Source organism: Klebsiella pneumoniae (assembly GCF_000742135.1).
Taxonomy (GTDB): Bacteria; Pseudomonadota; Gammaproteobacteria; order Enterobacterales; family Enterobacteriaceae; genus Klebsiella; species Klebsiella pneumoniae.
Window position 1 is genome coordinate 1,854,886 of record NZ_KN046818.1, and the last position, 11,782, is coordinate 1,866,667.

Sequence of the window (11,782 nt, forward strand, 5' to 3'; positions counted from 1 at the left end):
GGCCGCCGATCGCGCGGCTCAGCGGACGCCTGCCACCGGCGGCCAGGGCCACACTGCGGCAGCTTTCGGTTGTTTTCGTTAGTAACGCTGATGATTAGCGTGAAAATGATATGCATGATGAATATATTAAGCGTGGTTCAAGATTTAAGTTTACATTTAGTAACATATGTGCCGCAATTATGTTTTTTTGTCAGCTTGCTGTTTTTTACTTGCCGGAGGGAATTTCAGCGGATTAGTATTGTCGAACTTGCTGTACGTACCGCCTAATGATGATAAATGGATTCTGTTTTCCTTAAGCGTTACCACATAATTAATGTTTACAGGAAAAATCATGGCCTGCGTATTTAATAAACAACTTTTACACCCGCGTAACTGGCTGACCTGGTTCGGGCTCGGCATCCTCTGGTTAATCGTGCAACTGCCTTATCCGCTGCTGCATTTTATCGGCACCAGCGCTGGTCGCCTTTCCCGTCGCTTTCTTAAACGCCGCGAACATATCGCCCGGCGTAATATCGAACTCTGCTTCCCGGACATGTCGCCAGCGGCGCGCGAGACGCTGATCGATCAAAACTTTATGTCGCTGGGAATGGGGCTTATCGAAACCGGCATGGCCTGGTTCTGGAGCGACGAGCGGGTCAAAAAATGGTTTGATGTCGAGGGGTTCGCCAACCTTAATCACGCGCTTAGCGGTGGGAAAGGGGTAATGGTCGTCGGCGTGCACTTTATGTCGCTGGAGCTGGGCGGCCGCGCGATGGGGCTGTGTCGGCCAATGATGGCCACCTACCGGCCGCACAACAGCCCGCTGATGGAGTGGGTGCAAACCCGCGGTCGCCTGCGTTCGAACAAAGCGATGATCGATCGCAACAACCTGACCGGTCTGGTGCATGCCTTAAAATCCGGTGAAGCGGTGTGGTTCGCGCCCGATCAGGATTACGGTCCCAAGGGCAGCGTCTTTGCACCTTTTTTCTCCGTCCCGCAGGCGGCGACCACCAACGGCACCTATGTCCTGTCCCGCTTATCGGGCGCGAAAATGTTGAGCATCAGCATGGTACGTAAGCTGGATCGCCGGGGCTATAGCCTGCATATCAGCGAGGTGATGAATGACTATCCGGGTGAGGATAAGCAGATCGCCGCCGGCTATATCAACAAGGTTATTGAGCGCGAGATCCTGCGCGCTCCCGAGCAGTATCTGTGGGTACACCGTCGTTTTAAAACCCGCCCGCTGGGCGAACCTTCCGTCTATTAACCTTCCCGCACAGGCTGCGCTTTCAAAATCCCGACAGTTGGGGTAACGTGAGCCGGATCATGTTTTAGTCGTGCGCGAAGGAGTGCAGAGTGTTCGCTGAGTTTGGTGTTCTGAATTATTTAACCTATCTGGTCGGGGCGGTGTTTATCATCCTCGTTCCTGGCCCTAATACGTTTTTCGTGCTGAAAACGGGCATTGCCCACGGGGTGAAGAAAGGCTATCTGGCGGCGGCGGGCGTCTTTATTGGCGACGCAGTGCTGATGTTTCTGGCCTTCGCCGGGGTGGCGACGCTGATTAAAACCACGCCGGTGTTGTTTAACGTCGTGCGCTACCTCGGGGCAATTTACCTGCTGTGGCTCGGGGGCAAAATGCTCTATGCGGTGCTGACCCAGCGCGACGGCCAGTCCGACGCCAGCGCGGAGCCGGCGAGCGCGATCCTTAAGCGCTCCCTGACCCTGAGCCTGACCAATCCGAAAGCGATTCTGTTCTATGTGTCGTTTTTCGTGCAGTTTATCGATGTCAACGCCAAAACCCCCGGCGTGGCGTTCTTTATCCTGGCGCTGACCCTCGAGGTGATTAGCTTCTGCTATATGAGCTTTTTGATCCTCTCCGGCTCGTTTGTCACCCGCTACGTCAAAACCCGCAAGAAGCTGGCTAAACTTGGCAACAGCCTGATTGGTCTGGTTTTCGTCGGGTTCGCCGCGCGCCTGGCTACCCTGCAGTCCTGATCCCCACGGGCCGGTTACCCGCTGACCGGCCCGCCGTCTCTTATTCTGCCCTGTAACAAAAACCCTTCATTTTTTATTGCATTGGTGTTACATATACAGCCGTTTATCGCTCAGCAAAAAGGAAGCCCCGATGATTCTGCAAAAACTCCTCAGCAATAAAAACTGCAAAAAATACTGTCTGTCGCTCGCGGTGGTGTTTGCTATCGCGCTGGCGGTAGTGGGGCGGGCGACCTTCGGGGGCGTGGTGAGCGAGTACAATATGCCGTACTCAGAGTGGACGACGTCCATGTTCTTCCTGCAGGGGGCGATGGTGACGGTTTACAGCATTGTCTTTACCGCGCTCTTCGCTATCCCCCTCGGCTTTATTTTCCTCGGCGCCGATCGTCAGGATTAAGCGTCAACGGGCGAACCGCGGTTCGCCCTGCCTTATCGGCTTATCAACAGCGTGAAGCATTAGTCGTCGTCATGATAGTGATGATGGTGGTGGTGGTGGCGATGGGGGTGATATCCATCGTCAATAATGCATCCCGATAACAGCGTGCACAGCGCAATAATCAACGGTAACACGATCGGTTTTTTCATCCTTACTTCTCCCGCTATTCTTATTCCCCGGGGCCGAGAATGCCGCGGCGGATAACGTGAGTGTAAAGGGTTAACTTATTGATGGGATAGGATAACTCCGCAATATCGCCGCGGCGATCACCACCAGCCAAACTGGGTGCCGGCCACCGCCACGATGGCGACGACCAGCATGATAATGGTGCTTTTTTTCATTATGCCCCACCCGGCGCCGCATAGCCGCCGACAAAAAACCAGCCGAGAAAGACGACGGCGATGATAAAGATCGCCACCGGGAAAAGAATACCCAATTTCATGATTGTGTCCCTGTACCCACGAATGATGCCCTGCATGATACTGGATATCGCGGTACTTTAGTCAATATGAATGAAATTCTCCTGGCGGCGGGACTTCTTATCCTGGTACATCGCCTCATCGGCAGCGCGTAAGGCCGCTTCAACATCGATACTCTGCGGATCGCAGGTGACCACCCCGAAGCTGGCGCCCTCATAGTCGATACGCTGTTCGCCGAGGAAGTAGACGCCGCACAGAGCCTGACGCAGGGACGTGACATACGCCTGCTGTGCGGCAGGCTGCTGGGCGCTACCGACGATCAAAAACTCATCGCCGCCAAGGCGGCCAACGATATCTTCCCGGCGCGCGACAGCGGTGAGTCGTTTGCCGACCTGCACCAGAAAGCTGTCGCCGCACGGATGGCCGAACCGATCGTTAATGGCTTTGAAACCATCGAGATCGATAAAAATAAGCGAGACCTGCTGCTGCTGGGCACGGGCGGAGGCAAAGCGTAACGCCAGCTGCTTAAACAGCGCGCGGCGATTAGGAAGCTGGGTGAGCTCATCGGTCGACGAGTGCAGCTCCAGCGCGACGTTTGCCGCCTGCAGCTGTTGCACCAGGGTGTCTTTTTCCACGTAGTGGGAAATGAGCTTCGCGAACAGGCCCATGACCTGTTCGCCTTCGAGGTTATAAGGCTGTTGTTGCCGGCTGGTGGCGCAGAGGGTGCCGAACAGAGATCCGTCGGCCAGGCGGACGGGAATGCTTAAAAAGGTGGCGATGCCCAGCTCCTGGGCGGCGATGCAGGAGTGCCAGCGGTTGGCAACGTCATTGCTAAACGTACACTGATCCTCAAGGGCGCGTTTGCACAGGGATTCATCCCAGGGGACGGAAAATCCTTCCGGGATCTGCATTTCGCTGCTGTTGTGGGCGAACATGATCTGCTGCCGCTGGGCGTTGGTATCAATGCGGGTGAGGTAGGTGGACTCCATTCGCGTCACCGCCTCCAGCATCTCCAGCAGCTGGCGCACCAGGGTTTCCAGGGACTGTTCCGCAGCGAGGGTTTGCGACACCCGGGCAAGAATAAAATCTGACATGAATAATACAGCTCCAGCACGCCAAACGTCACCCCAGCATATTGGGCTGCAAACGGACATCAGCGTCAAATAAACAGTGATATTTTTAAATTTATCACATCTGTCTGGGGAATACTTGTCCACGCGGTGGGAAAAAAAGCCCCGTCGGGGGCGACGGGGAAAAACTCATTGATTATGGAATGATCTGTTCTCTGGTCAGTTCGAGAACAGGGCTACTCTACGGGGGAAAAGTGCAGGCAAGATGGAGAAAACGTGGAGATTCAGGCTAAAATCCCCGGGCATTCAGGAAAGGGAGGAACAATGAAAAAGCTACTGGCTATTCTGCCACTGGTATTAGCCGGCTGTGCCCAGCCGCAGCCCACTGCGCCGACGAAAACCATCGGCATGCCCAACCCCGCGGCGGTATACTGTCAGCAATCCGGCGGCACCCGGGTGCCGGTGCAAACGCCGCAGGGCGTCAGCACCCAGTGCAAACTACCCAGCGGCGAAACCCTCGACGAGTGGGCGCTGTGGCGCCGGGATCATCCGGCTAAATCGTAACCGGCAGGGCCGCCAGCCAGGCGGCCAGCACCCGGGCATGATTCTGCTCGGTGTTCTTCGCAGTGTACAGCAGCGTCAGCGGCTGGCGTTGCGCCAGCGCCGCCAGCCGCAGGCCCGTTTCGCGATGGGCGTCGAGCTCCTGACGATAGCGCTGGCTGAAGTGGGCGAAATCGATCGCCTCGCCGTGAAAGGCTTTGCGCAGCTCAGCGGAAGGCGTTAACTCCTTACACCACTCATCACAGGCCAGCGCCTCTTTTTTAATCCCCCGCGGCCAGAGACGGTCGACCAGCACCCGATAGCCGTCGCTGCTTTCCTGCGGGTCATACACCCGTTTACACTGAATCATCATCCTGCTCCTTCTGTGCCATCCAGGCGAGCAACTGCGGGATTTGCCCGTCGGAAAATACCGTGATGCCGTGGGCGCGGAGTAGGTCGGCGGCCACGCCGGCGCCCGCTTTGCGCCGTCCGCGAAAGGAACCGTCATAGACATACTGGCTGCCGCAGGTAGGGCTGCCGTCGGTGAGTAACGCTGCCTGACAGCCCGCTTCCCGGGCGGCGCTGAGCGCCAGCCAGGCGGCCAGCTGATAATGTCCGGTGACGTCGCGGCCGTCGCTTTCCACGATCCGCGCCCGTCCGGCAAGCACATCGCCGCCGGTGCCGCCGAGGATCTCCGCCGGCAGTCGGGGCGTAGGCAGACCGGCCGCCAGCTCCGGGCAGTGGATCACCAGCCGCCCCGCCTGCTGCCAGCGGGACAGCGTCGCCGCCAGCTGTGCCTTCTCGCTACCGTTATACCGCACCTGGAATCCCATCAGGCAGGCGCTGACCAAAAGCTTATTTTTCATTCTCTCTCCCTTACGCGCTTTTTCCAGTATACCTCACCCGTCGGCCACGGCGGTGGGGTGAAAATAAGGATTGTGTTCCACAGGCGGGATCGCTATTCTGACGTGCCTTGTGCTGTCCGTCTCGTCCAGACATAAGGAACCTGCTATGAAAACTCCTTTACGCCTCGCCCTTGTCGGCGATTATCACCCCGATATTGTTGCCCATCAGGCCATTCCCCTGGCGATAGACGATGCCGCCGCCGTGCTGGAGCAGCCGGTGAAATATGACTGGCTCGCCACCCCGTCGATCGCCTCCGGCGAGGCGCTGGCGGAGTACGATGCCATCTGGGTCGTTCCCGGCAGCCCGTATCGTCACCCGGAAGGCGCGTTTACCGCGATCCGCTATGCCCGGGAAAACAGCATTCCTTTCCTCGGCACCTGCGGCGGCTTTCAGCACGCGGTGATTGAATACGCCCGCAACGTGCTCGGCTGGCAGGACGCCGGACATGCGGAAACCGACAGCGAAGGGTGGATGGTGATCGCTCCCCTCAGCTGCTCGCTGGTGGAGACCTCTGCCGTCGTCGAGCTGCGGGCGAATACGCTGATTGCCCGCGCCTATGGCCGGGAGAGCATTGAAGAGGGCTACCACTGCCGGTACGGCGTGAGCAGCGCGTTTGCGGCGGAGCTGGAGCAGGGCGATCTGCGCGTCACCGGCTGGGATGAAGAGGGTGAGATCCGCGCCGTCGAGCTGGTGACGCACCCGTTTTTTGTCGCCACCTTGTTCCAGCATGAGCGTCACGCGCTGGACGGGCGTCCCGCGCCGCTGGTGCAGGCGTTTCTCCGCGCCGCGGCACAATAATTCCACCGGCAGCGGGCGCTGCCGGTCATCTTCAGGGGTGAATTTCCCGGTCACGTCCGGCGAGCGCGCCGCAGACCGCCATCACCAGCGAAATCAGCGCCACCGCCAGCAGCGGAATATGCCAGTCGCCATTGGCATCATGGATCCTGCCCATCAGCGGCGGCCCGCAGGCGGCCAGCAGATAGCCGACGCTCTGCGCCATCCCTGACAGCGCCGCGGCCTGATGCGCCGAGCTGGCGCGCAGGCCGATAAACGTCAGGCCGAGGATCATGGTGGCTCCGGAGCCAAAGCCGAACAGCAGCGTCCAGCCGATCGCCAGCTCAGGCAACAGCCACAGCCCGGCGGCGCTGATGGCGCACATCAGGGCGACCAGCACCGCGATCCCGCGCTGGTCGCGCAGCCGATGCAGGATCAGCGGTATCGCCAGGCCGGGCGCGGCGGTCGCCAGCTGCAGCAGACCATGCAGCGAGCCGGCCTGCGCTTCGCTATAGCCCATACTCTGCAGAATCGACGGCAGCCAGCCGATAATCACGTAATAGACCAGCGAGTTGATGCCGAGGAACAGCGTCACCTGCCAGGCCAGCGCCGACCGCCAGATCCCCCGGTTATGCATAGCGCCTGAGCCGGTCAATGGCGTCTCCGCCCGGCGCCGGGACTGCGGCAGCCAGCTGAGGAGCGCCAGTAGCGGGAAGACCATCAGCAGCAGCAGCGCCCCGCGCCAGCCGAATCCGGCCATCGCCACGGGGACCACCAGCGCCGAACCAAGCGCCGCCGCGCCGCCCATCGTCAGAGAATAGGCGCCGGTCATCCGCGCGACATGTTGCGAGAAATCCCGTTTAATCAGCCCGGGCAGCAGCACGTTACCCAGCGCAATGCCGCAGCCGATTACCGCCGTGCCGATAAACAGCAGCGCAGCGGAGGGCAGGGAGCGCAGGGCAATGCCGGCGCAGATCAGCAGCATCGCCAGCAGCAGGCTGCGTTCCATACCGAACCGGCGGGCAACCCCTGCCGCCAGCGGCGAGACAAGGCCAAAGGCCAGCAGCGGCAGGGTAGTGAGCAGCCCGGTCTGCGCGGTGGTCAGGCCATAGTCGCTACGAATCGCGTCCAGCAGCGGCGCCGCGCCGGTAAAGACCACGCGCAGGGTGGTGGCGATGAGCAGGATACCGGCAATCAGCAGCGCGGGGCGGCGGCCGGTAGAGGAGATCACAGAAGACATATCATTCTCAAGGTAACTAACGAGGGGGGTTACGATAGCGGCTTTGTCCCTCGTTTAAATCAAGCTAAAATGATAGATTATCGCTAATATCGGACAATATGATGATTGGACTGGGGCTGGATGGCTATGAACCGGACAGTGGCCACGAATCGGCCATTGCCTTTCGTATCCGGGTGGTGGAGGCGGAGCAGTTTATTCCGGCGCATTCCCACCGTAAGGGGCAGCTGATCCTTGCCCTGCACGGCGCCTTGACCTGCGAGGTGGAGAACGCAATGTGGATGGTGCCGCCGCAGTATGCGGTGTGGGTTCCGGGGCAGCTGTCCCACAGTAACCGCGCTACCCCCGGCGCCCAGGTATGCTTCCTGTTCATCGAGCCGGGCGCCGCGCCGATGCCGGATCGCTGCTGTACGTTAAAGATTTCCCCGCTGGTGCGAGAGCTGATCCTTACTCTGGCGGAGCGCGGCGGAGAGTCGCTGGCCGCCCCCGCCACGGCCCGGCTGGTGCAGGTTCTGTTTGATGAGCTGCCCCGCCAGCCGCAGGAGCACCTGCAGCTGCCGGTATCAAACCACCCGAAAATTCGTCAAATGGTGACGATGATGGCTGAGGATCCGGCGCGCTGGCAGACCCTGAGCCAGTGGGCGGCGGTGTTTGCGATGAGCGAGCGGAATCTGGCCCGCCTGGTAGTGCGCGAAACGGGGCTGAGCTTTCGCCGCTGGCGCCATCAGCTGCAGCTGATCCTCGCGCTGCAGCTGCTGATCCGCGGGCAGACGGTGCAGCAGACGGCTCAGGCGCTGGGCTACGATTCCACCACCGCCTTCATCACCATGTTTAAAAAAGGGCTCGGGCAGACACCGGGCCGCTATCACGGTAGCCTGGCTACGACTTCCCAATAAACAATGAGATGATCCCGGCGGCAATCAGCGGCCCGACCGGGACGCCGCGAAACAGGGCGACGCCGAGTACTGTACCGACCAGCAGCCCGGCCACCAGATGCGGCTGGGAGCCCATCAGGGAGACGCCGCGCCCGCCGAGCCACGAAACAAACACCCCGACCGCAATCGCCAGCAGCGATTTCCAGTTCATAAAGGAGTGGATCAGCGTCGAGGGCGGCAGCGTGCCGCTGGCGATAGGCGCCATCACGCCGATGGTCAGAATAATGATCCCGACTGTCAGTCCCTGTTTCTCAACCCAGGGAAAGAAGGCGTTCAGCGGCGTGACGCGCACGATAATCAGCACGAGGATGGAGATCGCCACGGTGGTGTTATGACTGATAAAGCCGAGCGCCGCCAGACCCAGCAGGATCAACAGGGTGGTATCAAACATGTACAGAGGTCCTTGCCAAAATAAGAATGCCAAAAATATCCCGCTTACTCTACGCATCGTGGCGTGAATAAACAGGATTTTTACGCCATGCGGCGGAAATCTGGGCGGATGCCCGGTTAGCTAAGACGGCGAAAGGTCGCGATCTCTGGTCGGGCGATATGTAAATAGTCTTCGGTGTCGAGAATGATCGACCGGTCCAGGCGCCCGGCGTTAAAGGCGATTTGTGGAAAGCGTTCAAACAGCAGCGGGTCCGCCACCAGCCGCAGCGCCGGATGGAAACTGAAGGGGGGAATGGCGCCGAACACGCAGGCGGTGAGGGCATCCACCTCCGCCGGGCTGGCCAGCGAGGCTTTGCTGCCGCCGATATGCCGGGCCAGGCTGGCGAGGTCGGCCTGCCGATCGGCGGCGAGGATCGCCAGCACATGCTGGTTGACGCCGTTTCCTTTCACTTTACAGACTAACGCTTTCGCGCCCTGGCCAAGCGCGGTGCCGCGGATTGCCGAGACGGCTTCGCACTGACCGACCGCCTCGTGCGCCATCACCCGGTAGCGGGCCCGGTGCTCGTCGAGCAGCGCGCACAGCCGCTGGTGGATATTACCTTCTACTGCTTCAAGCATAGCGTCCTCCTGACATCATAAAGCAGCCAGCTTAGCGCTGTTGCGCCGGCCTGCCAACGGTGGGCAGGGAAATTCACCATTCGCTCATTATTACTTCACAGTGCTGTGGTGCAATCCCGCAGGCGCAGATGAGTTTTGTAAATAAAAAAAAGAATGATTTTCATTTTCAATCGAACTTTTTTTATTTCGCTCAGTCTCTATCGGACGACACAGAATATTAATAATTGCCGTAATGAGGTTAGGATGATGCACGATGCAACCATGCAGGGTTCCCCACGCAAGAAATTTAATAAAATAAGGGAGCTCAACAGACGGCGGAATTACTTTACTAAGAAAGTACGTAATGCCCTGCGGGTGGGGGTGGCGAAAGCGCTCTGGGATCGCCGACGCCGTCAGCCGGTAGATTTGTCGTCTGCGAAAACCGTCCTGTTGATGCGCAATGAGGGGGCGGTCGGCGATGTAGTGGTGGATTCCGCGCTGGTGAAATGCCTGCATCAGTCAGGCTATATCGTTGATTTTTTGCTGACGACCTCTAACAGCCAGGTGATGCGTTATAACCCGCGGATCCGCCATATTTATGAAGCTGATCCGGTCACGTCCGCCGATTTTTTGCGTAAATTTAATCATAACGTTCCTCGCGACGTTATTAATGAACTGGCTAATAATAAGTACGATATTATTATTGACCCTTCGCTGTTCGATATTCCCGTGCATCGCCTGCGGCTTTTCCGACAAATAAAAGCCAAATCAGTGCTCGGGTTTAATAAATGGCCATCGATTAAGCACTACTCCCACTCTTTTGATTTTGACTGCCAGCGCTGGCACGTGACGAAAACGTTCGAGCTGATCGCCGATTATCTCCAACTGGACACCCGCGGGCTGGACGCTTACGACCTGGCGGTGCCCGGGCCGATTATGCAGGAGGTGGCGCAGTATCTGGCGTCGCTAAGCGGAAAAGCGGTGGTGATTAATATTTTTGCCGGCCATGCCGACCGCAGTCTCTCGCAGACGCAGCTGGCGGAACTGCTCGACAAACTGCTGGCCCGCCATCCGGGGAGCGCGGTTATTCTGCTCGATCACCGGCGCGAGATCCGCATCCCGCTGCCGCCGGAGGTGGTGATTAACCCATTTAACACGTTACACCATGCGATGGCGCTGATCGCCCAGGCGGAGCTGATTATCTCCCCGGACACCTCGGTGGTGCACATGGCGGCGGCGTGGAACAAACCGCTGATCGCGGTCTATAAGGACGTTCTGCTTAATAACCGGCTGTGGGCCCCGGGCTATGACAACGCCAGGCAGATCATTGTTAAATGCGGGAAGGTCCATCAGCATCGCGGGCTAGTGGATAGAATTATAGCGGCGCTACCGGAGACGCTGTGAGGCGATGAGGGAAGACAGGTAGGGCTCACCTGCTGGCCGTATGCAAGAGCCAGCAGGTGAGCGAAGGTTGCATTGCCAGTCTGCAACCGCCGCTATTGTACTGTTGCCCGCGGCTCTGCCACATCCGGGAAAGCTCTTAAAGAGGTGGTCGCCGCGACTGACGGGCGGGATCACTCTTCAGTGAGCCACATATCCGCCTCTTCAAACATCTCCTGCACCGTGCGGCTGATCAGCTCTTTTTCATGCTTGCTGGCGTCGGTGTTGATCGCCGGCAGCGTCATCATCGGCTTCACCCGCACTTCCGCCTCCGGGAAAATGCGCTGCATGCGTTTGGTCAGCTCGTTAAGAATGGCCTCTCTGGCGCCCGGCAGCCCGGCAAAATTGCGCTTGTCATAAATCAGTTCCACAAACATCTTCTGTCCTCTGTATGCTGATCGCGGGCGATAGTTTTACTGTATTAATGTACAGTGTCAAGCGAATGCCGCGGCGCTGCGCATCTACCACCTCGCGCGGCGGGCGGGCTGCGCGCAAAAGCAGCAAACGGTTCGCTGGCGCTGAAGAAGACCCCTATTGACATCAAGGAGTTATTTCAGTGCTGGCGATTGATAGCTGGAGCCGATATTGACCGGTAAAATTGGCAAAACTACTGTATATATATTCAGTATTGTGTGGTGGGTTGAAAAATGAACGTTTACACGCCGGTTGAGCTACGTCAGATTGTCTCCTTTCCCTTTTTTGCCGACCTGGTGCAGTGCGGCTTTCCCAGCCCGGCTCAGGACTATGTTGAGAAGCGAATCGACCTCAACGAGCTGCTGGTGCAGCATCCCAGCGCGACCTATTTTGTCAAAGCCGCTGGCGACAGCATGATCGATGCCGGCATTGACGAAGGCGATTTGCTGGTGGTGGACAGCGCGCGTAAAGCGGAGCATGGCGATATCGTGATTGCCGCCGTCGGCGGCGAGTTTACGGTAAAGAAGCTGCAGCTTCTGCCGCGGGTGCAGCTTAACCCGATGAACCCGGCCTATTCGCCCATCGTGGTCGGCCGCGAGGAGACGCTCGATATTTTCGGCGTCGTAACCTACATCATCAAGGCGGCGGGCTGA

Annotated in this window: 18 protein-coding genes; 8 read left to right on the plus strand and 10 right to left on the minus strand. The window is 58.7% G+C overall.

All coding sequences use genetic code 11. The features are described 5' to 3' along the window. The first annotated feature begins 331 nt into the window (after positions 1 to 331). The 3 genes from lpxP to DR88_RS16540 all read left to right on the plus strand — a co-directional run bounded on the left by lpxP (position 332) and on the right by DR88_RS16540 (position 2,368). Positions 332 to 1,246: a kdo(2)-lipid IV(A) palmitoleoyltransferase gene (gene lpxP / locus DR88_RS16550; RefSeq protein ID WP_004148038.1), complete on the plus strand. Its 915-nt coding sequence runs from the start codon at positions 332 to 334 to the stop codon at positions 1,244 to 1,246. An 89-nt stretch (positions 1,247 to 1,335) separates the two neighbouring features. Next, complete coding sequence (leuE, locus tag DR88_RS16545) at positions 1,336 to 1,974, plus strand: leucine efflux protein LeuE (protein ID WP_004150783.1); 639 nt, start codon at positions 1,336 to 1,338, stop codon at positions 1,972 to 1,974. Between the two features lie 130 nt (positions 1,975 to 2,104). Further along, a complete protein-coding gene (locus tag DR88_RS16540) occupies positions 2,105 to 2,368 on the plus strand; it encodes a DUF2534 family protein (protein ID WP_004140489.1) in 264 nt (87 codons plus the stop codon). A gap of 59 nt (positions 2,369 to 2,427) precedes the next feature. Here the strand turns inward: DR88_RS16540 and DR88_RS29755 are convergent, their stop codons facing one another. The 4 genes from DR88_RS29755 to DR88_RS16530 form a co-directional block, all read right to left on the minus strand. After that, positions 2,428 to 2,556, minus strand: coding sequence for a hypothetical protein (locus DR88_RS29755; RefSeq protein WP_004148039.1), 129 nt, complete (start codon positions 2,554 to 2,556; stop codon positions 2,428 to 2,430). 117 nt (positions 2,557 to 2,673) lie between these two features. Further along, positions 2,674 to 2,748, minus strand: coding sequence for a protein YoaJ (gene yoaJ, locus DR88_RS31735; protein WP_004213093.1), 75 nt, complete (start codon positions 2,746 to 2,748; stop codon positions 2,674 to 2,676). Then, positions 2,748 to 2,849 carry a YoaK family small membrane protein gene (locus DR88_RS29765; RefSeq protein ID WP_004150782.1) on the minus strand — a complete coding sequence of 34 codons (102 nt, stop codon included), beginning with the start codon at positions 2,847 to 2,849 and terminating at the stop codon, positions 2,748 to 2,750. Before DR88_RS29765 ends, yoaJ begins: the two co-directional genes overlap by 1 nt. Positions 2,850 to 2,906: 57 nt before the next feature. Beyond that, positions 2,907 to 3,920: a sensor domain-containing diguanylate cyclase gene (locus DR88_RS16530; RefSeq protein ID WP_004176549.1), complete on the minus strand. Its 1,014-nt coding sequence runs from the start codon at positions 3,918 to 3,920 to the stop codon at positions 2,907 to 2,909. A gap of 300 nt (positions 3,921 to 4,220) precedes the next feature. On the opposite strand from DR88_RS16530, the gene DR88_RS16525 reads away from it, so the two are divergent. Further along, positions 4,221 to 4,460, plus strand: a complete 240-nt coding sequence (locus DR88_RS16525; RefSeq protein ID WP_004176548.1) for a putative hemolysin — start codon at positions 4,221 to 4,223, stop codon at positions 4,458 to 4,460. Here DR88_RS16525 and DR88_RS16520 read toward each other — a convergent pair. After that, complete coding sequence (locus DR88_RS16520) at positions 4,450 to 4,806, minus strand: DUF488 domain-containing protein (RefSeq protein WP_025861464.1); 357 nt, start codon at positions 4,804 to 4,806, stop codon at positions 4,450 to 4,452. The two genes, DR88_RS16525 and DR88_RS16520, sit on opposite strands and share 11 nt — an antisense overlap. Beyond that, positions 4,793 to 5,302, minus strand: a complete 510-nt coding sequence (locus DR88_RS16515) for a 2-thiouracil desulfurase family protein (RefSeq protein WP_004190885.1) — start codon at positions 5,300 to 5,302, stop codon at positions 4,793 to 4,795. The genes DR88_RS16520 and DR88_RS16515 overlap by 14 nt, the downstream gene beginning before the upstream one ends. Before the next feature lie 145 nt (positions 5,303 to 5,447). Here DR88_RS16515 and DR88_RS16510 point away from each other — a divergent pair, with 145 nt between their 5' ends. Next, complete coding sequence (locus DR88_RS16510; RefSeq protein ID WP_025861467.1) at positions 5,448 to 6,140, plus strand: CTP synthase C-terminal region-related (seleno)protein; 693 nt, start codon at positions 5,448 to 5,450, stop codon at positions 6,138 to 6,140. Positions 6,141 to 6,171: 31 nt separating this feature from the next. Here DR88_RS16510 and DR88_RS16505 read toward each other — a convergent pair whose 3' ends face one another. Then, positions 6,172 to 7,347 carry a CynX/NimT family MFS transporter gene (locus tag DR88_RS16505; RefSeq protein ID WP_020324105.1) on the minus strand — a complete coding sequence of 392 codons (1,176 nt, stop codon included), beginning with the start codon at positions 7,345 to 7,347 and terminating at the stop codon, positions 6,172 to 6,174. A gap of 107 nt (positions 7,348 to 7,454) precedes the next feature. On the opposite strand from DR88_RS16505, the gene DR88_RS16500 reads away from it, so the two are divergent. Then, positions 7,455 to 8,249, plus strand: coding sequence for an AraC family transcriptional regulator (locus tag DR88_RS16500; protein WP_004224197.1), 795 nt, complete (start codon positions 7,455 to 7,457; stop codon positions 8,247 to 8,249). Here the strand turns inward: DR88_RS16500 and DR88_RS16495 are convergent. Next, entirely contained in the window at positions 8,233 to 8,679 is a 447-nt protein-coding gene (locus DR88_RS16495) for a DUF441 domain-containing protein (protein ID WP_002901080.1), read from the minus strand. The genes DR88_RS16500 and DR88_RS16495 overlap by 17 nt on opposite strands. Positions 8,680 to 8,795: 116 nt before the next feature. Continuing rightward, positions 8,796 to 9,296, minus strand: a complete 501-nt coding sequence (locus tag DR88_RS16490) for a YbaK/prolyl-tRNA synthetase associated domain-containing protein (RefSeq protein ID WP_004892876.1) — start codon at positions 9,294 to 9,296, stop codon at positions 8,796 to 8,798. Positions 9,297 to 9,542: 246 nt separating this feature from the next. Here DR88_RS16490 and DR88_RS16485 point away from each other — a divergent pair, with 246 nt between their 5' ends. Further along, positions 9,543 to 10,679, plus strand: coding sequence for a glycosyltransferase family 9 protein (locus tag DR88_RS16485; protein WP_014907796.1), 1,137 nt, complete (start codon positions 9,543 to 9,545; stop codon positions 10,677 to 10,679). Between the two features lie 170 nt (positions 10,680 to 10,849). On the opposite strand, the gene DR88_RS16480 is transcribed toward DR88_RS16485, so the two are convergent. Then, positions 10,850 to 11,092, minus strand: a complete 243-nt coding sequence (locus DR88_RS16480) for a DinI family protein (protein WP_002901096.1) — start codon at positions 11,090 to 11,092, stop codon at positions 10,850 to 10,852. A 270-nt stretch (positions 11,093 to 11,362) separates the two neighbouring features. Here DR88_RS16480 and DR88_RS16475 point away from each other — a divergent pair, with 270 nt between their 5' ends. Then, positions 11,363 to 11,782, plus strand: coding sequence for a translesion error-prone DNA polymerase V autoproteolytic subunit (locus DR88_RS16475; RefSeq protein WP_002901192.1), 420 nt, complete (start codon positions 11,363 to 11,365; stop codon positions 11,780 to 11,782).